Here is a 23,158-nt window from a genome sequence, read left to right on the forward strand (position 1 = left end):
CGATAATCGAAGGATACGAGACTACATGACGGCAATGACCAAGACGGGCAGGCACGCGGGGATGCGTCTTCTTGCCCGCTCTGTATCGGCGAGCGCGTTGCTTCTTGCACCCCTTCCCGCCTTCGCGCAGCTCATCGATCCGAATTCGATCCCGCGGACCTCGACGGGTGATCAGAACGCTTCCGACCAGCAGCAAAGCGGTCGCAGCGGCCAGAGCGACCGGACGGACAACAGCCAGACGGCGACGACCTCCAATCCGTACGAGCCGGTTGCGGTACGCGACCCCTCCTCGTCGAACGAGGAATATGGCGATAGCCGGCGCTCGGGTCCGCGACTCGGCGCCAATGGGCTGCTGGAACTGGACAGTGTCAATCTGAAGAAGCCGGCAGCGCCTGGCGAATTCGAGAAATGGGCGCGCGACGCCACCGGCCGCGATCTCAAGCGCTATGGTTCCGATCTGCTGGTCCCCGCCGCCCGCGATTTCGCGGTACCGTCGACGACAACCATTCCGCCGGACTATGCGCTGAACGTCGGCGATACGGTCTCGATTTCGCTCACTGGCTCGGTCGAGGGCAGCATCGATTCGGTAATCGATCGCGACGGTCGCATCTTCCTGCCCAATATCGGTGCGGTAAGCCTGATCGGCGTGCGGTATCGCGATCTCAAGGATCGCATCGCCGCCGCTATTGGTCGCCAGTATCGCGGCTACAACGTCTCGGTGAGCATCAAGAAGCTGGCCGGCGTCCGCGTCTATGTGACGGGTTTCGCCAACAATCCGGGGGCATATTCGGTCACGAGCCTGTCGACGCTGGTGAACGCGGTTCTCGCTGCCGGCGGTCCTTCCGGGGGCGGCAGCTTCCGGTCGGTGAAACTGTATCGCAACGGCGCCGAAGTCGCTGACTTCGATTTGTATCAGCTGCTTCGCAAGGGCAATCGCGCCCAGGATCCGCTGCTGCAGAACGAAGACGTGCTGTTCATTCCGGCGGTCGGCAAGCAGATCGCGGTCATCGGCAGCGTCAACGAGGAAGCGATCTACGAGACCCGTCCCGGCGAGAGCCTGGCGGACGTGCTGGCGCTTGCCGGCGGTCCCACCACCCTTGCCGACCCGTCGCGCCTCGTCCTCTATCGCCAGAGCGACCAAGACACGGTGGGCAGCCGCCTGATCGATATCGCGCTGGCGGGAAGCGAGCGCGCCGAAGGCGGCGATATCGTCCAGTTGCTGCCGCAGGGATCGCTCACCCGCCCGCTGGAGCGCCAGCAGGCGGTGGTGCGCATCGAGGGCGAAGTAAACCGGCCCGGAAACTATTACGTTCCGCCGAACACGCCGTTCGAGAAGGTGCTGGAAATGGCCGGCGGTATGACCGCGCGCGCCTATGTATACGGCACGCGCTTCTATCGGGAATCCGTCCGCGCCCAGCAGCGTCGCAGCTTCCGGGAGGCAGTCGATCAGATGGAGGTGACGCTCGCGGCGGCGCCGCTGAATGCCGATCGTATCGTCGATGCTGGCGAGCGGCAGTCGCAGGTCGCCGCTGCGCGGGCTTTTCTGGAGCAGTTGCGGGCCAAGGAGCCGGACGGCCGGTTGGTGATGGACCTTGCACCCACGGCAGCGGCGCTTCCCGCCAATCTGGCGCTGGAGAACAATGACCATATCGTCGTGCCTCCGCGCGTTGATACCGTGGGCGTGTTCGGCGCGGTATACCGTCCCGCTTCGTTCCTCCTCAGCTATGGCAAGCCGCTGCGGGTGAAGGACTATGTCTATCAGGCGGGTGGCGCGATCCGCGGCGCGGACAAGGGCAACATCTTCGTCGTCCGCGCGAATGGATCGGTGCTGACGCGGTCGCGCGGCGCCATGTCGGCGAAGGTCTTGCCGGGCGATGTGGTGTTCGTGCCGATCAAGAGCCAGTCGTCGTCGATTCTCGCGAAGATCCGCGACATCTCAACGATCCTGTTCCAGTTCGGCATCACCGCCGCTGCGCTCGCGGCGATCAACTGATGACGCCGCCCCGCACAATCATCGGCACGTTCGCCGCGGCGCCGGTGCTGCGCAAGCCTGCCTTGCGGCGTACGCTGTTGCTCGTGCTCATCGCGCTGTTCACCGTCCTGGCGCTGTTCCCGCAGCGTTACCGGGCCGCTACCAGCCTCACGCCGGCCGATCCCGCCAGCTTGGGGCTCAGCGGCACGCTGGGGCAGTTGGGTGCTGTCGGCAACGTGTTCGGCAATCAGGCGGCTGTCGAGGTCAGCCTGAAGGTCGCTCGCAGCGAATATGTCCGTTCGATCGTGTCGAAGCGGCTGAACCTCGAGCAGCGCCTGCATCGCAACGCGGTGGATACGCATCGCTGGCTCGATCGCCATGTCGACATCCGCTCTCTACGCGGTGGCATCGTCCAGTTCGAAGTGATGGATCGTGATCCCGAGTTCGCCCGCCAGCTCGTCGCCGCCTTCGGCGAAGCGGTCCGCCAGCAGCTCTCGATCATTGCCCGCGACCAGACCGCGTTCAAGCGCAAGATCCTCATCGAACTGGTCGAAAGTTCGAGCGAGCGGCTGTCCAAGGCACGGGCGGCATATGACAATTTCCGTTTGCGGACGCGCTATTCCAGCCCGCAGGCGGCCATCTATGCGGCTGGCGACCGGATTCCCGAGCTGGAAGCCATCATCCGTTCCAAGCACGTGCAGCTCGCCCAGATGCGGCAGTTCGCAACCGACGATAACATGCGCGTACGCCAGGTGCTCGCCGAAATCGAAGCCCTGCAGGGCCAGCTGGCGGCGGCGCGCTCGCTTTCGCCGGGGCAGCAAAGCTCGGTGGGCGAAGTCGTGCGCCAGTCGACCCAGGTCGACAATCTTCGGCGCGAGCTCGACCTGTCGCAGAACCTGTACGATAACTACAAGCGTTTCCTTCAGGGCACCTCGGTCGAGGACCTGACCTCAAGCGCGAACGTACGCGTGCTCGAGCCGGCTTATGTCGACAGTGCACGCCAGGTGAATATCCTGCCGCTTTCGATCGCGATCATGCTGCTGATCCTCGGCGCTGCGATCGAGTTCTACGCCATTCGGCCGCCGCTCGGCGAAAGGAGCCTCGCGTGAATGCACCGGCAGTGGCGGTGAATCGACCGGACATCTCGGTCGTGATCCCGTGCTATAACGAGGAAGACAATGCCGCCGCGATCTGCGCGGCGACGACGGCGGAGCTCGAACGGCTGGACGTCAGCTACGAGATCATCTTCATCGACAATGACTCGACCGATCGCACGGTGGAAATCCTGCGCGGACTCTGCCGGGAAAACCCAAACGTCCGGTTGATCGTGAACAGCCGCAACTATGGCCAGATGCGATCGCCGACGCACGGCATCTACCAGGCGCGCGGACGGGCGGTGATCGGCATGTGCGCGGATTTCCAGGATCCGCCGACGCTGATCCCCTATTTCGTCGAACGCTGGCGCGCCGGCGTGGACATCGTACTGGGTGTTCGCGAAACCGAGAAGACCGGGCCGGTGCTAACCGTGATGCGGCGGCTTTCCTATTGGCTCGCCCGTAATTTCGGCGATTATCCGGTGGTGCCCAACGCCACCGGCTTCGGACTCTACACTGCACGGGTCGTGGACGCGACCCGCCGACTGGCCGAGCCGGAGCCTTTCTTCCGGGCGATGCTGGTCGAAACCGGCTACCGCCTGGAGACGATCAGCTACCCGCGCGCGCCGCGCGCCGCGGGCAAATCCAAGAACAACTTCTTCGCGCTGTTCGATTTCGCGATGTCGGCGCTGGCCAGCTCGTCGAAGAAGCTGTTGCGCATGCCGCTCTATATCGGCGCGCTTGGCGCGGTGCTCACGCTGGTGATGCTCATCGGCGGCGTGGTCGCCTTCTTTCTCGGCAAGCCGATCGCGGGCTGGTTCATCGCATCCGTCGTGCAGGCGGAGTTCGCGATGCTGTTCGGGTTCATCGGCCTGCTCGGGGACAATGTTCGGATCATCTCGGAACGTACCCGCCGGACGCCGCTGGTGCTTGAGCGCGAGCGGGTGAACTTCCCGCCGGATTATTGAGCATGGCCATTCCGCGCGCACGCCTGCTGGAGCTCTGGCGCTATTATCAGATGGGCGTGCTCAACACCGCCTTCGGACTGGGCACCTATGCGCTGTTGGTTTGGTTGGGCATGAACATGTTCGCCGCCCAGCTTACGGCGCATCTGCTGGGCATGGCCTTCAATTACTTTTCCTACAGCCGGCATGTGTTCCGCGACGCCGACCCCGCCAAGCTACGTTTCGTGCTCTCGTACGGCGCGAACTATCTGTTGGGCCTGGTTACCTTGGCCGGCGTATCGCGGGTCGTCGGATCGCCGTATCTCGCCGGTTTCATCTCGGCATTCCTCGTATCGGTCGTCAATTACTTCGCCCTGAAACGCCTCGTGTTTCGAGCGAAGCCGGCATGAGTGGCGCGCCCAAGCAAGGCCGGCGGTGGCTTTGGCTCGAATATGCCATGGGTGCCGGGGTGTTGCTGCTGATCGGCCGGGCGATGGCGGTCCTCTATTTCGAAGGATATCTGCCGCAGCCCTTCTTCTACGAACCGGCCGACACCTTCATGGACTGGTTCAATACCGCCTATTGGGCGCGCGATACCGGCACCTACGACAGCTGGTTGACCATCTACCCCCCGCTATCCTTCGTGGTGCTGCGATTTCTCGGCAAGTCGAGCTGCTATGCGGGTGCCGAAGGGCAGGTGGTGCGCGACTGCGACTGGATCGGCCTGATCGCGATCCATGCGATCTTCGTGCTGAACATCGTGCTGGTCGCGCTGACCTATAAGAAGATCGACCGGCGAACTGCGATCCCGCGCGCGATCGCGCTTTCCAGCGGGATGCCGATGCTGTTCGCGTTGGAGCGCGGCAACATCCTGTTGCTCTGCTTCACCGCCACGCTGCTCGGCTTCGGCCCGCTCATCCGCTCGGCGCGAATCCGTTGGATTTTCGCGGGCATCGCGGTCAACTTCAAGATCTATCTCATAGCGGCGATCGTCGCGCAGTTGCTGCGTCGCCGTTGGCTATGGTGCGAAGGCGCGCTGATCGCCACCGTGACGGTCTACTTGTTGAGCTTCGGCATTCTCGGTGTCGGGACGCCGTACGAGATCATCCGCAACATCACGGAATTCTCGTCCGGCTTCATTGCCGCACAGGTGCTCGACGTCTGGTATTCGGTCACCTACGGCCCGCTCATTTCGCTGCTCCAGGGCGTGTCCTTCCCGGTGACCAGCGTCATCGGCTCGCGCACTGCCGAGATCGGCCTGACCGTACTTCCCGCCTGGGTGCATATCGGCCAGGCCTCGATCTTGATCGCTGCGGCCGCCACATGGCTGCGGCCCGAGGTCGTGCCGGCGTATCGCACGGCCTTTTTCGGCACGGCCCTGGCGCTGATGACCTCGGAAGCCGGCGGCTACACCCAGACGATGATCATGCTGTTCGTCTTCATGGAACCCTGGCGCGGTGTCGGTCGTCCGCTCGCGATCATGATCTGCTACATTCTGTGCCTGCCCGCCGACATCATCATCGGCTATATCCCGCCCCTCGTCCGGGACAGCTATTTGGCGGGGCGGCAGGTGGAGGTGCATCTCGGCGTCGCGCTGGGCATGTTCCTGCGCCCGGGTTTGCTGATCCTGGTCAGCATCAGCCTCTCGGCCGTGACCATTCATGACGTCTGGCGCGACATTCGCCTGCAGGGCTGGCGGAACCGCTGGCGCTACCGACGCGACCTGCCGCTGCTTCCTGGGGTGCTCCGGCCGGAACGTCCCTATCCCGAGCGGTCGACACAATCGTGAGGAAAGGCCTTTCCCGCCGACGCGTGCTTCCTTTGCCCATGTTGGCGCTCGGCGGCCTCGTCGCCGCAGAGCCGGCCGCAGCGGGCGCTGCGAATCCACCGTCGGCGACCCGCATCCTTCCCGCCGGAGTCCACCGCGTCGTCGCCGACCAGACGATCGACGGCGACCTCCAGCTTCAGCCGGGTGCGGTGCTCGACATCGCTGCCGGCGCGACGCTGCGCGTGCTGGGGGAATTCGCCGCGCCGGTCGCGCGGGTGTTCACGGGCGGCGGGCGCGTCGACCTGAACCAGAGCCGGACGCCGCATGCGCATCCCGAATGGTGGGGGGCAGCGCCCGGCAACGGCGCGGTCGACAGCCTGCCCGCGCTCGCCGCGTGCCTTGCGGCGCATCCGGTCCTGCACCTGCTCGCCGCCGATTATTTCCTGTCCGACACCTGGGTGATCGAGCGGCCGTTCGTGCGCGTGTCGGGCGCGGGATTCCGCGGGACCGTGGCGGGGGCCGGCACCCGGCTGGTGATGACCAACGGCACGGCCGACGTGCTGCGTGTCGGACCCGCCAGGCGCCCGCGCATGGTCAACGACTATCCGCAGAACATCGTGGTGACGGGCATCGCGCTCTGCCGCTCGGCGCCGGTGGCCGGCAATCCCGCGAACCCGCCCGCCGGGATGCGGGCGCAGTTCCTGCTGTTCGCGCGCTTCGAGGAAATCAGCGCCGCCGAGCACGGCATCGGCTTCGTCGCCCGCGGGCTGGTACGGTCGCAGATGAGCAACTGCGTCGCGTTCCGCTCGATCCCTGGCACGCAGCGCGGCGCGCCGTGGCGCGGCTTCTTCCTCGACGGCACGCAGGCGATCGGGCTGGCGGGCGGCAATGCCTCGCTGTTCCTCACCGATTGCAACGCCACCATCGGCGGCGATCCGGCGCTGGGCGACAATGTCGGGCTGCTGCTCGAAGGCGCCTTCGCCGACAGCTTCATCACCAATTTCGAGACAGCGGGCCCAGCGACCGGCATCCGTGTCGACGGCCGGACCGCGGAGATCGGCGGGCGCGCCCGCGACGGCCACGTCAATCTGCACCTGCACATGCCCGTCATCGACCAGTGCGGCGCGATCGGCATCGACATCCGTGATACCAGTCCGCAGGCGCTGATCGACATCAGCGATCCCTATGTCGCCGCCGCGCCCTCGGCCCAGGCAGCGATCCAGTGCGTCGCGCAACGGGGGGCGATCAGCATTCAGGGCGGGCAACTGGTCGGCGGCACCAACAGCCGCAGCGGCGGCCATGCGGCGGGCCTGCTCGCCCGTGACAGTGCAGGCGTGCAGGTGAACGGCCTGAAGATCCTGGAGCATGTCGCGCCCGTGGTGCTCGATCGCTGCCAGGGTTTTGCGGTGCAGGCGTGGGTAGGTGCGTCGCGCGACATGCGGGCGCCCGCCGCCTCGCTGCGCCAGTGCGGCCGCGGATCGGTGGCGCTGCTGCTGGGCTACGGACGGCCTGCCTATTCGGCGGGGGTGGAGCTCGATACGGAAAGCCGCCGCATCCGCATCGACGCCAGCGGCCTCGACGATGCCGCGCTTCTCGGCGGGGCCGACAGCCGGGTGCGGATCGGCAACCGCCCGGCCGCGCAGGCGCGCACCGCCGACATCGTGATCGAGGGCGCGTGAGCGCACCTTGGGGTTGGAAGCCGGGCTGGACGCTGACGCTCCTGTTGGTCGTCGCACTCTGGCTGCGGTTGTCTTCGATCGGGTTCGGCTTGCCCGCGCTCAACGACCCTGACGAACTGATGTTCGAGCTGGGGGCGATCCGTATGCTGCGCGGGCACACGCTCAATCCCGGCTGGTTCGGCCACCCGGCGACGACGACGATGTACGTGCTCGCGGTAGTGAACGTGCTGGTGTTCCTCGGCGGTTGGCTCTGCGGCCGCTTCGCCTCGGTCGAGGCGTTCGGCACTGCAGTCTATGGCGATCCGAGCTGGATCATCCTGCCGGGACGGCTGGCGATGACGGTCTTTGCGATCGGCACGATCGTGCTGACCTATCGCCTCGCCAAGAGGCTGGCCGGCACGGAGGTCGGTTTGCTCAGCGCCGCCATCCTGGTGCTCAGCCCGGTGCACATCACCTATTCGCAGATCATCCGATCGGACATGATGGCGTGCTTCTTCATGCTGATGGCAATGCTCGCGGCCTTGAACATTGCGGAGCGCGGGCGATGGCGCGACCATGTGCTGGCGGCGTTCTGGCTTGGCTGCGCCATCATCACCAAATGGCCGTTCGCGCTGAGCTTTCTCGCCATCGCCGGCGGGATCTGGCTGTATCGCCGTTCGGGCGCCATTTCCACGCGCGCGAGCCTGGTGCGGCTGGTCGCCACTGGGCTGCTCGGACTCTGCTTCTGCGCGCTGCTCTCGCCCTATCTGGTGCTCGACCATGCCACGGTGGTGCGCAACCTCACGGGCGAGAGCCAGGTGCGGCACCTGGGGTCCACCGGCGGTCCGCTCTGGTTCAACGCGGGCTGGTATCTGACGGGCCCGCTCCGTACGGGATTGAGTGTTGTCGGGCTGCTGCTGTTGCTTCCCGGCATCGCGGCGGCGGTGCGCCGGCCGCCGATTGCCATGCTGATACTGCCGCTGCTGTGCAGCTTCTTCGTCGTGCTGTGCGCGCAGACCATGGTATGGGAGCGCTGGGCGATGCCCGTTCTGCCGCTGTGTGCGATCCTCATCGCGTTCGGATTGTGCAGCCTTGCCGCCTGGGTCGGTCCGCGTTGGCGGGTTGCGGTGGGCGTGGTTGCCGCCGGCGCCGTCGCGGTGCCGCTTTTCCTGACGTCGTTGGCGCAGGCGCGCGAGCGAATGCACGACACGCGGCAACAGGCGTCGGCTTGGGCGGTCGCGCACATTCCGGCAGGCAGCACGGTACTGGTCGAGCATTTCGCCTTCGATCTGCTGCCGCAGCCCTGGCACTTCCTGTTCCCGATGGCGGAGGCAGGCTGCGTCGACGCGGCGGCGAAACTCCGCGGCAAGATCGGCTACGGACCGATCGACCAGGCACGGGGTGCGCGCGCCAATGTCGATTACGGCACCGTTGCTCCGGGCAAGCGCGACACGTGCCGCGCTGATTTCGCGATCCTGACCCAATATGAGCGTTACAAAGCCGAACGTAGCGCGTTTCCAGAGGAATATGCCGCCTATCGCGACTATGTTGCACGGGGTCACGTCGTGACGCGCTTCGTTCCGCGCCCGGGCGAGATCGGCGGGCGGATCGTGACGATCGTGGACTTTCACGGGCCCCAGCCGCCGCCGCGCTGAGCTTGGCGGCCGCACCTTGGTGAGATCCACCCTGTCCGCGATGGACAAGGAAAAGGCCGCAACCTCGCGTCGGAGGTTGCGGCCTTTCTTGTAGCTCCGGCCCACCGTTGCCGGCGGGCAGGGCCGGTATCAGGCGGCGGCGGCGGTGTCCGCGTTAACCGCGATGCGGCGCTCCATCATTTCGATGCGCGCAGCGTCTTCTGCCGCGATCTTGGTGTAATAGTCGCGCTTGTTCTTGAGCCAGAGCAGCTCGAACTCGACCGCATTCGCGATGCCTTCGGCGAGCGACTTGCTGGTCGCGGCTTCACCGTCGAAGATCACCTTGCGGGTCTCGAACCGGTCGAGGCGAACCGCGCGGAACTCGCGCAGTGCGTCGATCGCGTCCATCGACACCGAACCGCCGACGACCAGCTCCAGATCGTTGTTGACGCATGCCTGGGCGACCTGCAGCACCGCCTCGGTGATGCTCTGCTCGTTCACCGCGGTGCGGGCCATGCCGCGCGACAGGGTGAAGTCAACCCGGCCGAACACGATGCCGTCGACATTGCCCTTCGCCAGCGGCACGATGTCGTCGAGATTGTCGAGCGTGGTCTGGGTTTCCAGGTTGAACAGGAACTCGGTACGCTCCTCGTTCGGGCCGTGGGTCTTGTTCTTCGCATCGATGAACTTCGACAGCGCGTAGCGCGTCTCGACCATCGGTGCGATGACATAGTCGATGCCGTAGATCTTGGTCGAGAGCAGATCGGAAACCGCTTCGCAACCACCGATCTTCAGCGCGACCTTGAGGTCCGCGCGCTGCGCCAGTTCGAGGAGCCGGAGGAACTCGTCCGGCCGCGTGCCCTCCGCTTCGAACTCTGCCTTCACGGCAACGACACCGTAATGGTCGCGCCCCTTCTTGAGGCAATCAAGCATCTTACGCTCATTCGGAGTCACAAGGATTTTCCTTTAGCAGTCAACAAACGAAAGCCGGGGCGAACCCGGGGGTATCGGATCGATCGTGGTGGAACATGGTTAACAAACCCCCTAGCCGCGCTTCGCACGCACCGACCAGGCCGTGCCCTGCGGCCGATCAACCCAAACCCAAATGCCGTTGCACGTGCTGTGGCTTCACATTGCAACATTATTTGGCGATATTCGTTGGACCCCGTTTCGCCGTTGGTCAATGCAGAAAACAGCGGGCGCTTTCGAATTTGCGGCAATCGGTGGCGGTACCGGAGTAGTTCTCGCGGCGCGGCACGGTTCCGTTTCGCTCGTGCATCACGTCCACCTGTCCGTCATCGGCGCGACGGAGAAGATGCCGCAATGTGGCATAGTTACAATGGCAATAAAGGCCGGCGCGTCCGTCATCTGTTGCTGCCCCCGTCGACCATGTGCCGCTACGGCAAGGACCTGCCGTAGAAGAGTTGGCGGCGCTTCATGCTCGCCTCATGCGGGTTTCGTGAGGATCCCCGATATCGACGATCCCGACCTACGCGAACTTGCGATGGAGAAGCTGGCGGCGCTGACCCTGGCGGCGGCCTGCACCCGCATTGACAAACCGCCCCGCACATGTGCCTATTGGATCCAATAGCGTGCTCGACACGAGGAGAGGAAATGAGTCGATCCCCCCAGACGCAGGATATCGCGTCACCCTGGCCCCTCCACGCGTGGTATGTCGCGGCGGCAGCCGACGAGCTTGCCGATCGCCCGCTCGGGCGTACCATCTGCGGCCAGCCCATGGTGTTCTTCCGCGGTGCCGAAGGGCAGGTGGTCGCGCTCGAGGATTTCTGCCCGCATCGCGGTGCGCCGCTCTCGCTCGGCTTCGTGCGCGACGGTGAGCTGGTCTGCGGCTATCACGGGCTGGTGATGGGCTGCGCCGGGCGCGCCACGGCGATGCCGGGCCAGCGGGTCGAGAAGTTCGCCGGCATCCGTCGCTTCGCGGTGATCGAGCGCTACGGCTTTCTCTGGGTTTGGCCGGGCGATGCGGAAACCGCCGATCCTGCCAGGCTCCATCACCTCGCCTGGGCCGAAAGCCCCGATTGGGCCTATGGCGGCGGCTATTACCACATCGCCTGCGACTATCGGCTGATGGTCGACAATCTGATGGACCTCACCCACGAAACCTATGTCCACAGCACCAGCATCGGCCAGAAGGAGATCGACGAGGCACCGGTCGAGACGCTGATCGAGGGCGAGCAGGTGGTCACCCGCCGCTTCATGGACGGGATCGAGGCGCCGCCCTTCTGGAAGATGGCGCTGCGCGGCGCCGGGCTGCCCGACGACCAGCCGGTCGATCGCTGGCAGATCTGCCGCTTTACCTTGCCGAGCCATGTGCTGATCGAAGTGGGCGTCGCGCTTGCCGGCAAGGGCGGCTATCATGCCGAGGATCGCTGGAAGGCGGCGAGCACCGTCGTCGACTTCATTACCCCCGAGACCGAGACCTCGCACCATTATTTCTGGGGCATGGCGCGGCGCTTCGCGGTGGCGGACAGCGCGCTGACCGACACGATCCGCGCGGGCCAGGGCAAGATCTTCGGCGAGGATCTCGAGATGCTCGAGCGCCAGCAGGCCAATCTGCTGCGCTATCCCGAGCGCCGGCTGATGAAGCTCAACATCGATGCGGGCGGGGTACGCTCGCGGCTGATGATCGAACGCGCGATCGCCGCCGAGCAGGCAACGCCGGTCGACGCAGCCGCCTAGGCCCTTGGCGGGGCGCCGCGTCGATGCTTTAAGCGCCGGCGATGGACAAGCCTGCCAAGCCGGGCCAGCAGGTGCTGGCCGCGCTCCGCCGCATGATTGCCGACGGCACGATCAAGCCGGGCGCACGCATCGCCGAGATCCCCACCGCCGCCGCGCTGGGTGTCTCGCGCATGCCGGTGCGCACTGCGCTGCGCGCACTGGAGCATGAGGGGCTGGTCGAGAAGCTCGGCGCGCGCGGCTATACCCCCCGTGCGGTGGACGCCGCCGCGATCACCGGCGCGATCGAGGTGCGCGGCGTGCTCGAAGGGCTGGCGGCGCGTCGGGTCGCGGAGCGCGGGCTGACGGAGGCGGAGGCGGCGCAGCTGGAGGCCATCTTGGCGGAGGGCGACGCGCTGTTCGCCAAGGGCCATTTGGCCGAAGGCGATCTCGACGGCTTCTACCGCTACAATCTAGCCTTTCACGACCTGCTGATCGCGGCGAGCGGCAATCCCTCGATCGCGCTGGCGCTCGGCCGCAACAACCATCTGCCCTTCGCCTCGGCCGCGGCGCTGGCGCTCGACTGGGACGACCTCGAAGGCGAGTACCGCCACCTACGCGCGGCGCATCAGGAGCATCGCGCGGTGTTCGAGGCGCTCCGCACCGGCGACGCCGAGCGCGCCGAGCGGCTGATGCGCGGCCACGCGGCGGTGGCGGTCGCCAACCGCCGGGCGTTCCGCATGCTGGCGGGATAGGACAGCCTCAGGCCAGCTGCTCGTCCGGCCAGACTTCGGTGTCGACCTGCGCCTGCGCCTCCCGGGCATAGCGCGGGCCGGCGGCGGCGTCGGGCGGGAACAGCGCGTCGACCTGGGCGAGCAGCTCGGGCGCCACCGGATGGGCGAAGGTGCCGAGCAGGTCGTCGAGATGGTCGATCCGGGTCGTACCGGGGATCGGCACGATGAACTCCCGGCGCGACAGCAGCCACGCCATGCACAATTGCGCCATCGAGCAGCCCGCCGCCTCGGCAATCGCGCGGAAGCGCGCGGCCATGTCGAGGTTGCGGGCGAGGTTCTCGCCCTGGAAGCGCGGCATGCCGCGACGCAGGTCACCCTCGGGCACGCCCTCGGCCGAGATTCCGCCGGCGAGCAGCCCGCGCGCGACCGGCGAAAAGGCGACGAAGCCGGTGCCGAGCTCGGCGCAGGCATCGAGCACCGCGATCTCGGGGTTGCGTGTCCAGGGCGAATATTCGGTCTGCATCGCCGCGATCGGATGCACGGCGTGCGCGCGCCGCAGCGTCGCCGCCGACATCTCCGAAAGCCCGATCGCGCCGATCTTGCCCGCCTCCACCGCGCGTGCGAGCGCGCCGACCGACTCCTCCACCGGCACCTTGGGGTCGAGCCGGTGCATGTAATAGAGGTCGATATGCTCGGTGTTCAGTCGGTGGAGCGAGTCCTCCAGCGTGCGGGTGATCGCTTCCGGGCTGCCGTCGATCCCGCGCTTGCCGTCCGATCCGCCGAGCACGCATTTGCTCGCCAGCGTGAAGTCCCCCCGGCGATGCATCACCGTGCGGCCGAGCAGTTCCTCGTTCGCGCCGAAGCCGTAGAGCGCGGCGGTGTCGAGGAAGGTCACGCCCGCATCCAGCGCATGGAGCAGCAGCCGTTCGGCATCGGCCGCGTCGGGGCGCGGCAGATAGGCGTGGCTGAGGTTCATGCAGCCAAGCCCGATCGCCGAGACGGTGAAGGGGCCGATCTTGCGGGTGGGCAGCGTCGTCATGGTCAGAGCGGCAATCCTACATAGTTTTCGGCGATCGTCGTCTGTGCCGCGCGCGACGTGGCAATATAGTCCAGGTCGGCCAGCTGCATCCGGCGATCGAACGCATCGGTCTCCGGAAAACGATGCATCAGCTTGGTCAGTTGCCACGAGAAGCGCTCGGATTTCCAGACCCGTGCGAGCGCCTTTTGCGAATAGCCGCCGATCGCGTCCTGGTCGCCGTGCCGATAGTGGCGGACCAGCGCCTCGGAGAGATAGTGCACGTCCGAGGCGGCGAGGTTGAGCCCCTTGGCGCCGGTGGGCGGCACGATGTGCGCGCTGTCGCCGGCGAGCAGCAGCCGGCCGTGGCGCATCGGCTCGAAAACGAAGGAGCGCAAGGGCGCGATCGACTTCTCGATCGCCGGGCCGCGGGTGAGGCTGGCTGCGGCCTCGGGGCCGAGGCGCACCGCCAGCTCGTCCCACAGCCGGTCGTCGGGCCAGTCGCCGAGGTCCTCGTCGAGCGGCACCTGGATGTAATAGCGGCTGCGCGTCGCCGAGCGCATCGAGGCGAGCGCGAAGCCGCGGTCGTGGTTGGCGTAGATCAGCTCGTGATGGCAGGGCGGCACATCGGCAAGGATGCCGAGCCAGCCGAACGGATAGAGTTTTTCGTAGGCGGCGCCGACGCTGGCCGGCACCGCCTTGCGCGAGGGCCCGTGGAAGCCGTCGCAGCCGCAGATAAAGTCCGCATCGATCCGCTCGGCGCGGCCGTCCTGGCTGTAGGTTAGGTACGGCGCGTCGCTTTCGAGATCGTGCAGCGCTACATCGGCGGCGCCGTAGAGCACCTGGAGCCCGCGCGCTGGGGCGGCTTCCATCAGGTCGCGGGTCAGCTCGGTCTGGCCGTAGACCAGCACATGGTGACCGGTGAGCTCGGTGACGGGAATGCGGATCAGCCGGTCGCCATCGGCGAGCGCGAAGCCGTCATGCGGCAGGCCCTCGCGGTGCATGCGGCCGGCGAGACCGACCCGCTCCATCAGCATCGTCGCGGTGCGCTCCAGCACGCCGGCGCGGATGCGGCCCAGGACATAGTCCGGCGTGGCGCGCTCGACGACGACCACGTCGATGCCTTCCGCCCGCAGCAAATGGCCGAGCAGCAACCCTGCAGGGCCTGCGCCGATGATCGCAACCTGTGTCCGCATGGGAGCCTCTCCACGTTTCTTGTTGCGCAGCATGGTGCCGAGGCGCGCAACGGTGCGTGAGGGACACGTCAACCTTTTGCTTGGACGATTCGCCCGGCCGTGTAACGCTCCTTCCATGCGCGCGCGGAGCCCGGTCCCGGCCTTTTATCTCTATGGCGAGCCGCAGCGGGGCGTCGCCGAGGGGTTCGTCCATGTCGAGGATCTCGACGATCGCTCGCGGCCGAGCGAATGGACGATACGCCCGCATCTCCACCGCGATCTCCACCATGTGATCCTGATCGCCGAGGGCGGCGGCGCGATGACCGCCGAGGCCGAGACGGTGACGTTCGCGGCGCCTGCGCTGCTGCTGGTGCCGGCCGCGATCGTCCATGGCTTTGGCTGGCATCAGGAGTCGCGCGGCTGGGTCTGCACCCTCGCCGACGCCTATTTCGCCCAGCTGGCGATGCGCGATCCGGCGCTCGACGGTCTGTTCCGGATGCCGCGAGCGCTGCCGCTGACCGAAGGCGAGGGGGAGGCGATCGCCGCGGCGCTCGGCGAGGTCCAGCGCGAGCTCAGTTGGTCGGCGCCCGGCCAGCGCGCGGCGGTGGAAGCGGCGCTGCTCGCGATCCTGGTGCGCAGCCTGCGCTGCGGCGGGGCGGCGGCAGCGCGGGGGAGCGGCAGCCGGCGCGAGGCGGAGGTGGTGGCGCGGCTGCGCGCGCGGATCGAGGCGCGGTTTCGCCTGCGCGAGCCCGTCGGCGTCCATGCCCGCGCGCTGGGGGTGAGCGTCACCGCGCTGCGCCTCGCCTGCAGCCGGGTCGCGGGCAGCAGCCCCGCGGCGATGCTCGATGCGCGGGCATTGCTCGAGGCGCGGCGGCTGCTGCTCTATTCGAACCTGTCGGTCAGCGAGGTCGCCGACGCGGTGGGGTTCGAGGACCCGGCCTATTTCTCGCGCTTCTTTGCGCGGCATGTGGGTGCCCCGCCGCGCGCCTTTCGCGAGCGGGGTGGGGCCTCAGTCGCGCGCTAGGACCTCGCGATACAGCGCGATGTAGCGATCGGCCATCGCCTCCACCGAGAAGCGCGCCTCGATGGCGCACCGGCAGGCGGCGCGATCGATCGCTCCAACCCATTCGACCGCCTCCACCGCGTCGTCGGCCGAGGCGACGAGCAGCCCGGTTTGGCCGTCGTCGATCAGCTCGGGCATCGAGCCGCGCCGCACCGCGATCACCGGGGTGCCGCAGGCCATCGCCTCGATCACCGACAGGCCGAAGGGCTCGTCGAAATTGATCAGGTGGAGCAGCGCGCGGGCGCTGCCGAGTGCGCGGATGCGGGCCTCGCCGCCGACCGGGCCGTGATAGACGATGCGGTCACCCAGGTGCGGCTGCACCTCCCGCTCGAAATAGCCCTGGTCCTGGACGATGCCGTAGAGGTCGAGCCGGCGGCCGGTCGCCTGCGCCACCGCAATCGCCTCCGCCGCGCCCTTGTCCGGATGCATGCGGCCGAAGAACAGCAGGTCCTCGCTGCCCGCGGCGTCGAAGGCGAATTCGTCCAGCCGGATGCCGTGGTGGATCGTCGCGGCATAGCGCAGCGCCGGGTGCCGATCGGCATCCGAGATCGCGACATAATGCACGCGGTCCTCGAACGGCTTGTACATCGGCAGGATGCGTTCGGAGGAGAAGCCGTGGATCGTCGTCACCATCGGCGTGTCGATCAGCGGGGCATAGGCGTGGGCGGGGAAATCGGCCTGGTTGTGGATCAGGTCGAACTCGCCCGCGCGGGCGAAGAGGTGCGACTGGTGGGCATATTCCCATACCTTCGCGTCGATCGCCGGATCTTCCTCGTAGCCGCGCGGCACGACGCCGGCGAGGCGCGCGGTGGTGATGGAGTCCTGGGTGGCGAACAGGGTGACGTCGACGCCCTTGGCGACCAGCGCCTCGGTGAGCAGGCTCGTCACCAGCTCCCAGGGGCCATAATGCCGCGGCGGGGTGCGCCAGGCGATCGGCGCGAGCATCGCGATCTTCATGCGGCGGGCCCGCTTGTGCGCAAAGCGTCACCGTGCCCCTGCGAAAGCAGGGGCCCAGGGTTGGAGAGCGAATCGCGCGTGGCTCTGGGCCCCTGCTTTCGCAGGGGCACGGGTGGGTTGATCATGCGAGCAGGATGCCTTGGTTCGGGGCGAGGGGGAGGGGGGAGCCCTCCACGCGAAGGTCATGGCGGGGCGTGGTGAGGACCGGCGCCAGCGCGGCGGCCCATGCCGGCAGCGCCAGCGTCTGCGGTGCATCGGACAGGTTGAGCGCTACCAGCACGCGCGTGTCGCCATGCCGGCGTTCGTAGGCGAGCACCGCGCCGTCGCTCGACACCGCGTGCCAGCTGCCAACCGACAGCGCCGGATGCGCCCGCCGCAGCTGAAGCAGCGCGCGGGTGAAGCTCAGCATCGACCCCGCCGCGTCGCGCTGCGCCATCACGTTGCGCTCCGCCCAATCGGGATTGAGCGGCAGCCAGGGCTCGACGCTGCTGAACCCGGCATGCGCGCTGGCATCCCAGGGCATCGGCGTGCGGACCTCGTCGCGGTTGAACGCGGTGTCGGGCTCGCGCAGCGCCTGCGGGTCGCGCACCCGGTCGGGCGGGATGGCGACGTTCGGCATGCCGAGCTCGTCGCCCTGGTACAAGGTCGGCGTGCCGCGCAGCGTGAGGAGGAGCAGCATCGCCACGGCCGCCTGGTCGGGCCCCACGCGCGAGGCGACCCGCGGCTTGTCGTGGTTGCCCAGCACCCAGTTGGGCCAGCCATTGGCCGGCAGCGCGCCCTCATAGTCCGTAATCAGCCCGGCCAGCGCCGCGGCATCCCAGCGTGCGTCGAGCAGATGGAAGTTGAAGGGCAGGTGCACGCCGTTGCCGCCCTCGCCATAATAGGCGACGAGCCGCGGGATCGGCAGGTAGATCTCGCCGATCAGCACGCGCTCGGGATAGGCCTCCGCCACCTCGCGCATCGCGGCGATGATCTCCATCATCTCGGGCTGGTCGGCCGAGTGGACCGGCAGCAGCCGCTCGATATCCTGCATGCCTTCGCGCCAGTCCGGATTGGCGGGGTTGTCGGGAACGTCCGGGTGCTTGATCGTGAGCCACAGCACGTCGATGCGGAAGCCGTCGACGCCGCGATCGAACCAGAAACGCATCGCATCGAGCATTGCCGCGCGCAGATCGGGGTTGCGCCAGTTGAGCTCGGGCTGCTCCCTGAGGAACTGGTGGAGATAATATTGGCCCGTGCCCGCGTCCCATTCCCAGGCGCTGCCGCCGAAATAGCTTTGCCAGTTGTTGGGCGGCCCGCCATCGGGCGCGGGGTCGCGCCAGATATACCAGTCGCGCTTGGGGTTCTCGCGCGAGGACCGGCTTTCGAGAAACCAGGGATGTTCGCTCGAGCTGTGGTTGGGCACGAAATCGAGCAGCAGCTTCAGGCCGCGGGCATGGGCTGCGTCACGCAGGGCATCGAAGTCGGCGAGCGTGCCGAAGCGCGGATCGATCCCGCAATAATCGGCCACGTCGTAGCCGAAATCGGCCATCGGCGAGGGGAAGATCGGCGACAGCCACACCGCGTCGACGCCGAGATCGACCAGATAGTCGAGCCGCGCGGTCACGCCCGCCAGGTCGCCGATGCCGTCGCCGTTCGAGTCGTTGAACGAGCGCGGATAGACCTGGTAGATCACGCCCGTCTGCCACCAGCGTGGTTCGGTCATTGGGGGTTCCTCGTGAAAATTCCTCCCCGGAACGGGGAGGGGAACCATGCGCAGCATGGTGGAGGGGCCGTCGCGGCACGCGGCGGTGGTCCGGCGCGCGTCCTCCGCACCGCGCCTGCGGCGCGGCCCCTCCACCACCGCCTTCGGCGGCGGTCCCCCTCCCCGTGCCGGGGAGGAATTGCAGGGCCATTCACCGGAAACGCGCCTTGGGAATATGCGTGATCCGGCAGGCCAGATCCGCCTCGCCGCTCGCGACGATGTAGCGCTCGCCCGCATCCACCAGCCCGGTGGTGAACACCACCGGGGTCGGCAGATACAGCTGGTGCGCGATGTCCGCGGTGAGCGCCGGATTGGCCTCCAGCAGCGGCACGGTGTCTTCCTGCCGCAGGATAATGCTGGGATCGTCGCGGTCGAGCAGCGCCCAGAAGCTGCGATAGATGCCGACCGCGTCGCGCTTCTCGACGCCGTGGTAGATCAGCAGCCAGCCCGCCTCGGTGCGCACCGGCTGGCTGCCGCCGCCGATCCGCTGGTTCGAGGTCGAGCCCTTGCGCGCGCGCAGGCCGGGCTGGTCGAGCGGCTTCCAGTGCAGCCCGTCGGGCGAGCGGGCAAGGTTGATCGACGGGCCGCCCAGCCAGGGCGAGTCGTCCGGATAGGCGAAATAGACTTCGCCGAGCGGCCGGGTGAGCGCGTGGAAGAAGCCGTCGATGCGGCCCTCGAACAGCAGCATGTCCTTGTTCTGGTGGTCGAGCACCACCCCGAGCAGCTCCCAGTCGAGGCCGTTCGAAGAGCGGTACATCGCGGTGCAGTGCCGCTCGGCCGAGACGCCGCATACCGTCATCCAATAGGTGCCGTCGATCAACGTGATCCGCGCATCCTCGACACCGTAATCGAGATAGCTGGCCGAGGGCGCGATCGCCTTGTCGTAATGCACCGCCACCACCGTGCGGGCATCGGCATCCAGCTCCACCGGCAACAGCCAGGAGAGCGAGGTAAGCCCGAGCAGCCGCGGATTGCGGTCCTTGAGCGCGAACTGGCGCGGATCGGCCATGTCGAGCCCCGCGACGGCATGCGCGTCGAGCACATAGCCCGAAGGCGTCCAGCGAATGGCGCGGGCATGCCCATCCACCACCGGATCGCGCAGCGCCTCGGCCACGCGCACCATCAGCAGCAGATTGCCGTTCGGCAGCCGCGCGAAGCCGGGGTTGAAGGCGCCAAGGACATAGGTCGCGTCGTCCACCCCCTCGCGCAGCGGTGAGCGGGTCAGGTCGACATCGTCGGGCCGGAAGATCAGATAATCGTCGCTCAAGCGCTTGCCCCCTCGGGTTTCACGCCCAGCAACGGGGTCAGGCCCCGGGGGTTCCGGCTTCAGCGCCGGCTTCCTGGGCCTGGCGGTGGTGCCGGATCACCTCGTCGATGATGAAGCGCAGGAATTTCTCGGAAAATTCGGGGTCGAGATCGGCATCCTGCGCCAGCGCGCGCAGCCGGGCGATCTGCGCCTCCTCGCGGCCGGGATCGGCGGGCGGCAGCCCGGATTCGGCCTTGTAGCGCCCCACCGCCTGGGTCACCTTGAACCGCTCGGCGAGCATGAAGACGAGCGCCGCATCGATATTGTCGATGCTCTGGCGATAGCGGGTCAGCGTCGCGTCGGTCATGCGAATCTCCTTTGCCGCTGCGGCACGGCCATGCAAGCACCTCTTGCCTTTGCAATGCACAAAGGCCAGAGGCTCGTTGCATATGAGCGCAACCGTCCACCGCCTGGGCTCGCGAACCCAGCCTTCGCTCGATCCGATCATGGCGCTGGTCGCCCAGGACATGAACCTGGTGAACGCGGTGATCCTCGATCGCATGCAGTCCGAGATCCCGCTGATCCCCGAACTCGCCGGCCATCTGATCGCCGGCGGCGGCAAGCGGATGCGGCCGATGCTGACGCTCGCCAGCGCCCGGCTGCTCGGCTATTCGGGCACGCGCCACCACAAGCTGGCGGCGGCAGTGGAGTTCATCCACACCGCGACGCTGCTGCATGACGACGTGGTCGACAGCTCGGACCTGCGCCGCGGCCGCCGCACCGCCAACATCATCTGGGGCAATCCCGCCAGCGTGCTGGTCGGCGACTTCCTGTTCAGCCGCTCGTTCGAGCTGATGGTCGAGGCCGAAAGCCTCAAGGCGCTGCACATCCTGTCGAACGCCAGCGCGGTGATCGCCGAGGGCGAAGTCAACCAGCTGACCGCGGTGCGCCGGATCGACCTGTCCGAGGATCGCTATCTCGACATCATCGGCGCCAAGACTGCGGCGCTGTTCGCCGCCGCCTGCCGGGTGGCGGGCGTGGTCGCCGAGCGTCCCGAGGCGGAGGAACTCGCGCTCGACGCCTATGGCCGCAACCTCGGCATCGCTTTCCAGCTGGTCGACGACGCGATCGACTATGTCTCGGACGCGTCGACGATGGGCAAGGATGCCGGCGACGATTTCCGCGAAGGCAAGATGACGCTGCCGGTGATCCTGGCGTACGCGCGCGGCGACGAGGCGGAACGCGGCTTCTGGAAGGAAGCGATTTCGGGCCGCCGCATCTCGGACGAGGATTTCGCCGAGGCGATCCGGCTGGTGCAGAGCTGCCGCGCGGTGGACGACACGCTCGCCCGTGCCCGCCATTACGGCCAGCGCGCGATCGATGCGCTGGGCGGCTTCCGCGCCTGCGAGGCGAAGGACGCGATGGTCGAGGCGGTCGAATTCGCGGTGGCGCGCGCCTACTGACGCGCGCCGACCGGAGCATTTCCGAGTGGATCGCTTGCGATCCAAGGCTCGGGAAATGCGACCATCAAAAAGCTTCCGGGGATTACGCCTCGGTCGACTTTTCTTCGCCCTCGTCCTCGTCGACTTCGAGCGCGTCTTCCTCGTCCATGTCGAGCACTTCCTCGATGCCCTCGACGATCAGGTCGAGCTGCTCGTAGCTCGCCGTCATCTCGATCGTCTCACCGTCCTCGTCCTCGAGGTGGAGGGTGTAATCGCCGTCGCTGTCCGGGGTGATGGTGAACTGGGAAAGGATTCGTGCCATGTCGCGCTCCTCTGGCGGTGAGTCCGCCTAACCACGCTTGTCCCGAATGGTTGCAGCCGAATGACGTCACCCCTGCCGATCCACGCTGTTTTGCCGGCGCTGCTCGATGTGCTGCGGGTGGCGAGCAACGCGGTGCTGGTCGCGCCGCCGGGGGCAGGCAAGACGACCGCGGTGGCCCCGGCGCTGCTCGGCGAGGCCTGGTGCACCGGCGAAATCCTGCTGCTCTCCCCGCGCAGGCTCGCGGCGCGCGCGGCGGCGGAGCGGATGGCGGCGCTGGCCGGGGAAAGCGTCGGCAAGACCTTCGGCTATGCCACGCGGATGGACAGCAAGCGCTCGGCCGCGACGCGGGTGACGGTGGTCACCGAGGGCATCTTCGTCAACCGCATCCAGGCCGATCCCGAGCTGGCGGGCGTCTCCGCCGTGCTGTTCGACGAGGTGCATGAACGCAGCCTCGACAGCGATTTCGGCCTCGCGCTGGCGCTCGATGCGCAGGGCGCGCTGCGGCCGGACCTGCGGCTGGTCGCGATGTCGGCGACGCTCGACGGCACCCGCTTCTCCGGGCTGATGGGCGATGCGCCGGTGGTGGAGAGCGAAGGCCGCAGCTATCCGCTGACGCTGCGCCATCTCGGCCGCGCGGCCGAGGCGCGGATCGAGGATTCGGTCGCGGGCGCGGTGCGGCAGGCGCTGCGGGAGGAGGAGGGGGGCATCCTCGCCTTTTTGCCGGGCGTGGCCGAGATCGAGCGGACTGCGGAGCGGCTGGGCGACATCGGCGGCGCGATGCTCCACCGGCTGCACGGCAGCCTGGAGCCCGCCGCCCAGCGCGCCGCGATCGCGCCCGATCCCGAGGGGCGGCGCAAGATCGTGCTGGCGACCTCGATCGCCGAGACCTCGCTGACGCTCGACGGCATCCGGGTGGTGGTCGATTCGGGGCTGGCGCGCCGCCCGCGCTACGATCGCGCGGCGGGGATGACGCGGCTGGTTACCGAGCGGGCGAGCCAGGCGGCGGTGACCCAGCGCGCCGGGCGTGCCGCGCGGCAGGGGCCGGGGACGGCGTATCGGCTGTGGGAGGAGGCGGCGACCGCGGGGCTGCCGCGCTTCGATCCGCCGGAGATTTTGGAAGCCGATCTGTCGGCGCTGATGCTCGATTGCGCGCTTTGGGGCGTGACCGATCCCCGCCAGCTCGCCTGGCTCGATCCGCCGCCCGAGGCTGCGATCGCCGAGGCGCGGGCGCGGCTGGGGGCGCTGGAAGCGATCGACCCCGACGGCCGCCCGACCGAACATGGCAAGGCGATCGCCCGCCTGCCGCTGCCGCCACGCCTCGGCCACATGCTGGTGCGCGCCAGCGAGCGGGGCATGGCACGGACGGCGGCGGCGGTGGCGGTGCTGCTCGGCGAGCGCGGGCTGGGGGGCAGTGATGCCGACCTCGAACTGCGGTTGCGCCGGTGGAAGGGCGAGCGCGGCCAGAGGGCCGAGAATGCGCGGCGGCTGGCCGAACGCTGGAGCAAGCTGGTCCCCGCTGCTGCAAGCGGGAGGGGGCTAGGGGGTGGGCCCCCGCGCCTCCCAAGCGATTCCGGTGCCGATGCCGGGGGGCCCCCCCCCCCCCCCCCCCCCCCCCCCCCGCGGGGGGGGGGGGGGGGGGGGGGGGGCGCGCGGGGGGGGGGGGGGGCGGCCCCCCCCCCGCCCCCCGCCCCCCGCCCCCGGCGGGGCGGGCCGG

20 protein-coding genes are annotated in these 23,158 nt (G+C 67.9%); 12 read left to right on the plus strand and 8 right to left on the minus strand.

Features of this window, described 5'->3' with window-relative positions; all coding sequences use genetic code 11:
- Nucleotides 1-97: 97 nt before the first annotated feature.
- Genes GGR89_RS03095 through GGR89_RS03125 form a run of 7 tightly spaced genes read left to right on the plus strand, consistent with a single transcriptional unit; the run spans nt 98 to nt 9,091 of the window.
- Nucleotides 98-1,993 carry an SLBB domain-containing protein gene (locus GGR89_RS03095; RefSeq protein WP_167712717.1) on the plus strand — a complete coding sequence of 632 codons (1,896 nt, stop codon included), beginning with the start codon at nt 98-100 and terminating at the stop codon, nt 1,991-1,993.
- The gene (locus GGR89_RS03100) at nt 1,993-3,081 is read left to right on the plus strand and encodes a hypothetical protein (RefSeq protein ID WP_167712719.1); all 1,089 of its coding nucleotides are present in this window, start codon (nt 1,993-1,995) and stop codon (nt 3,079-3,081) included. The genes GGR89_RS03095 and GGR89_RS03100 overlap by 1 nt, the downstream gene beginning before the upstream one ends.
- Entirely contained in the window at nt 3,078-4,034 is a 957-nt protein-coding gene (locus tag GGR89_RS03105) for a glycosyltransferase family 2 protein (protein ID WP_342449826.1), read from the plus strand. The genes GGR89_RS03100 and GGR89_RS03105 overlap by 4 nt, the downstream gene beginning before the upstream one ends.
- Nucleotides 4,035-4,036: 2 nt before the next feature.
- Nucleotides 4,037-4,420: a GtrA family protein gene (locus tag GGR89_RS03110; protein WP_167712722.1), complete on the plus strand. Its 384-nt coding sequence runs from the start codon at nt 4,037-4,039 to the stop codon at nt 4,418-4,420.
- Complete coding sequence (locus GGR89_RS03115) at nt 4,417-5,799, plus strand: hypothetical protein (protein ID WP_167712724.1); 1,383 nt, start codon at nt 4,417-4,419, stop codon at nt 5,797-5,799. Before GGR89_RS03110 ends, GGR89_RS03115 begins: the two co-directional genes overlap by 4 nt.
- Nucleotides 5,800-5,837: 38 nt before the next feature.
- The gene (locus tag GGR89_RS03120; protein WP_167712726.1) at nt 5,838-7,457 is read left to right on the plus strand and encodes a hypothetical protein; all 1,620 of its coding nucleotides are present in this window, start codon (nt 5,838-5,840) and stop codon (nt 7,455-7,457) included.
- Nucleotides 7,454-9,091, plus strand: coding sequence for a glycosyltransferase family 39 protein (locus GGR89_RS03125; RefSeq protein ID WP_167712728.1), 1,638 nt, complete (start codon nt 7,454-7,456; stop codon nt 9,089-9,091). The genes GGR89_RS03120 and GGR89_RS03125 overlap by 4 nt, the downstream gene beginning before the upstream one ends.
- 129 nt (nt 9,092-9,220) lie before the next feature.
- Here the strand turns inward: GGR89_RS03125 and GGR89_RS03130 are convergent, their stop codons facing one another.
- On the minus strand, nt 9,221-10,003 hold the full coding sequence (locus GGR89_RS03130) for an aldolase/citrate lyase family protein (protein ID WP_126001209.1): 783 nt from the start codon (nt 10,001-10,003) through the stop codon (nt 9,221-9,223).
- Nucleotides 10,004-10,684: 681 nt separating this feature from the next.
- Between GGR89_RS03130 and GGR89_RS03135 the strand changes: the two genes are divergently transcribed.
- Together GGR89_RS03135 and GGR89_RS03140 are read left to right on the plus strand one after the other, a co-directional pair.
- On the plus strand, nt 10,685-11,770 hold the full coding sequence (locus GGR89_RS03135) for an aromatic ring-hydroxylating oxygenase subunit alpha (RefSeq protein WP_167712730.1): 1,086 nt from the start codon (nt 10,685-10,687) through the stop codon (nt 11,768-11,770).
- 41 nt (nt 11,771-11,811) lie between these two features.
- The gene (locus tag GGR89_RS03140) at nt 11,812-12,501 is read left to right on the plus strand and encodes a GntR family transcriptional regulator (protein ID WP_126001208.1); all 690 of its coding nucleotides are present in this window, start codon (nt 11,812-11,814) and stop codon (nt 12,499-12,501) included.
- 7 nt (nt 12,502-12,508) lie between these two features.
- On the opposite strand, the gene GGR89_RS03145 is transcribed toward GGR89_RS03140, so the two are convergent.
- Both GGR89_RS03145 and pobA read right to left on the minus strand, forming a co-directional pair.
- Nucleotides 12,509-13,519, minus strand: coding sequence for an aldo/keto reductase (locus GGR89_RS03145; RefSeq protein WP_167712732.1), 1,011 nt, complete (start codon nt 13,517-13,519; stop codon nt 12,509-12,511).
- A 2-nt stretch (nt 13,520-13,521) separates the two neighbouring features.
- A complete protein-coding gene (gene pobA, locus GGR89_RS03150) occupies nt 13,522-14,691 on the minus strand; it encodes a 4-hydroxybenzoate 3-monooxygenase (protein WP_167712734.1) in 1,170 nt (389 codons plus the stop codon).
- A gap of 115 nt (nt 14,692-14,806) precedes the next feature.
- Here pobA and GGR89_RS03155 point away from each other — a divergent pair, with 115 nt between their 5' ends.
- Nucleotides 14,807-15,694, plus strand: a complete 888-nt coding sequence (locus GGR89_RS03155; RefSeq protein WP_126001205.1) for a helix-turn-helix domain-containing protein — start codon at nt 14,807-14,809, stop codon at nt 15,692-15,694.
- Here GGR89_RS03155 and GGR89_RS03160 read toward each other — a convergent pair.
- From GGR89_RS03160 to GGR89_RS03175, 4 genes are all read right to left on the minus strand, one after another.
- Nucleotides 15,680-16,690 carry a glycosyltransferase family 4 protein gene (locus GGR89_RS03160; RefSeq protein WP_167712736.1) on the minus strand — a complete coding sequence of 337 codons (1,011 nt, stop codon included), beginning with the start codon at nt 16,688-16,690 and terminating at the stop codon, nt 15,680-15,682. The genes GGR89_RS03155 and GGR89_RS03160 overlap by 15 nt on opposite strands.
- 121 nt (nt 16,691-16,811) lie before the next feature.
- Nucleotides 16,812-18,395, minus strand: coding sequence for an alpha-amylase family glycosyl hydrolase (locus tag GGR89_RS03165; protein WP_167712738.1), 1,584 nt, complete (start codon nt 18,393-18,395; stop codon nt 16,812-16,814).
- A gap of 190 nt (nt 18,396-18,585) precedes the next feature.
- The gene (locus GGR89_RS03170; protein WP_167712740.1) at nt 18,586-19,701 is read right to left on the minus strand and encodes a glycoside hydrolase family 130 protein; all 1,116 of its coding nucleotides are present in this window, start codon (nt 19,699-19,701) and stop codon (nt 18,586-18,588) included.
- 37 nt (nt 19,702-19,738) lie between these two features.
- Complete coding sequence (locus GGR89_RS03175; protein WP_125973852.1) at nt 19,739-20,047, minus strand: chorismate mutase; 309 nt, start codon at nt 20,045-20,047, stop codon at nt 19,739-19,741.
- An 82-nt stretch (nt 20,048-20,129) separates the two neighbouring features.
- On the opposite strand from GGR89_RS03175, the gene GGR89_RS03180 reads away from it, so the two are divergent.
- Nucleotides 20,130-21,143 (plus strand): polyprenyl synthetase family protein, encoded by a 1,014-nt coding sequence (locus GGR89_RS03180; RefSeq protein ID WP_167712742.1) that lies wholly within the window; start codon nt 20,130-20,132, stop codon nt 21,141-21,143.
- Between the two features lie 82 nt (nt 21,144-21,225).
- Here the strand turns inward: GGR89_RS03180 and GGR89_RS03185 are convergent, their stop codons facing one another.
- The gene (locus GGR89_RS03185; RefSeq protein WP_125973848.1) at nt 21,226-21,444 is read right to left on the minus strand and encodes a hypothetical protein; all 219 of its coding nucleotides are present in this window, start codon (nt 21,442-21,444) and stop codon (nt 21,226-21,228) included.
- A gap of 60 nt (nt 21,445-21,504) precedes the next feature.
- Here GGR89_RS03185 and hrpB point away from each other — a divergent pair.
- The coding region (gene hrpB, locus GGR89_RS03190; protein ID WP_245201532.1) for an ATP-dependent helicase HrpB at nt 21,505-23,158 on the plus strand (1,654 nt) is incomplete at its 3' end.

The organism is Sphingomonas trueperi (assembly GCF_011927635.1).
Classification (GTDB): Bacteria; Pseudomonadota; Alphaproteobacteria; order Sphingomonadales; family Sphingomonadaceae; genus Sphingomonas; species Sphingomonas trueperi.

Excerpts from the sequence above, each read along its gene's own strand:
- GGR89_RS03100 (WP_167712719.1), top strand. The coding sequence starts at position 1,993 with ATGACGCCGCCCCGCACAATCATCGGCACGTTCGCCGCGGCGCCGGTG.
- GGR89_RS03110 (WP_167712722.1), top strand. The coding sequence starts at position 4,037 with ATGGCCATTCCGCGCGCACGCCTGCTGGAGCTCTGGCGCTATTATCAG.
- GGR89_RS03115 (WP_167712724.1), top strand. The coding sequence starts at position 4,417 with ATGAGTGGCGCGCCCAAGCAAGGCCGGCGGTGGCTTTGGCTCGAATAT.
- GGR89_RS03120 (WP_167712726.1), top strand. The coding sequence starts at position 5,838 with ATGTTGGCGCTCGGCGGCCTCGTCGCCGCAGAGCCGGCCGCAGCGGGC.
- GGR89_RS03130 (WP_126001209.1), bottom strand. The coding sequence starts at position 10,003 with ATGCTTGATTGCCTCAAGAAGGGGCGCGACCATTACGGTGTCGTTGCC.
- GGR89_RS03135 (WP_167712730.1), top strand. The coding sequence starts at position 10,685 with ATGAGTCGATCCCCCCAGACGCAGGATATCGCGTCACCCTGGCCCCTC.
- GGR89_RS03140 (WP_126001208.1), top strand. The coding sequence starts at position 11,812 with ATGGACAAGCCTGCCAAGCCGGGCCAGCAGGTGCTGGCCGCGCTCCGC.
- GGR89_RS03145 (WP_167712732.1), bottom strand. The coding sequence starts at position 13,519 with ATGACGACGCTGCCCACCCGCAAGATCGGCCCCTTCACCGTCTCGGCG.
- pobA (WP_167712734.1), bottom strand. The coding sequence starts at position 14,691 with ATGCGGACACAGGTTGCGATCATCGGCGCAGGCCCTGCAGGGTTGCTG.
- GGR89_RS03155 (WP_126001205.1), top strand. The coding sequence starts at position 14,807 with ATGCGCGCGCGGAGCCCGGTCCCGGCCTTTTATCTCTATGGCGAGCCG.
- GGR89_RS03160 (WP_167712736.1), bottom strand. The coding sequence starts at position 16,690 with ATGAAGATCGCGATGCTCGCGCCGATCGCCTGGCGCACCCCGCCGCGG.
- GGR89_RS03165 (WP_167712738.1), bottom strand. The coding sequence starts at position 18,395 with ATGACCGAACCACGCTGGTGGCAGACGGGCGTGATCTACCAGGTCTAT.
- GGR89_RS03175 (WP_125973852.1), bottom strand. The coding sequence starts at position 20,047 with ATGACCGACGCGACGCTGACCCGCTATCGCCAGAGCATCGACAATATC.
- GGR89_RS03180 (WP_167712742.1), top strand. The coding sequence starts at position 20,130 with ATGAGCGCAACCGTCCACCGCCTGGGCTCGCGAACCCAGCCTTCGCTC.
- GGR89_RS03185 (WP_125973848.1), bottom strand. The coding sequence starts at position 21,444 with ATGGCACGAATCCTTTCCCAGTTCACCATCACCCCGGACAGCGACGGC.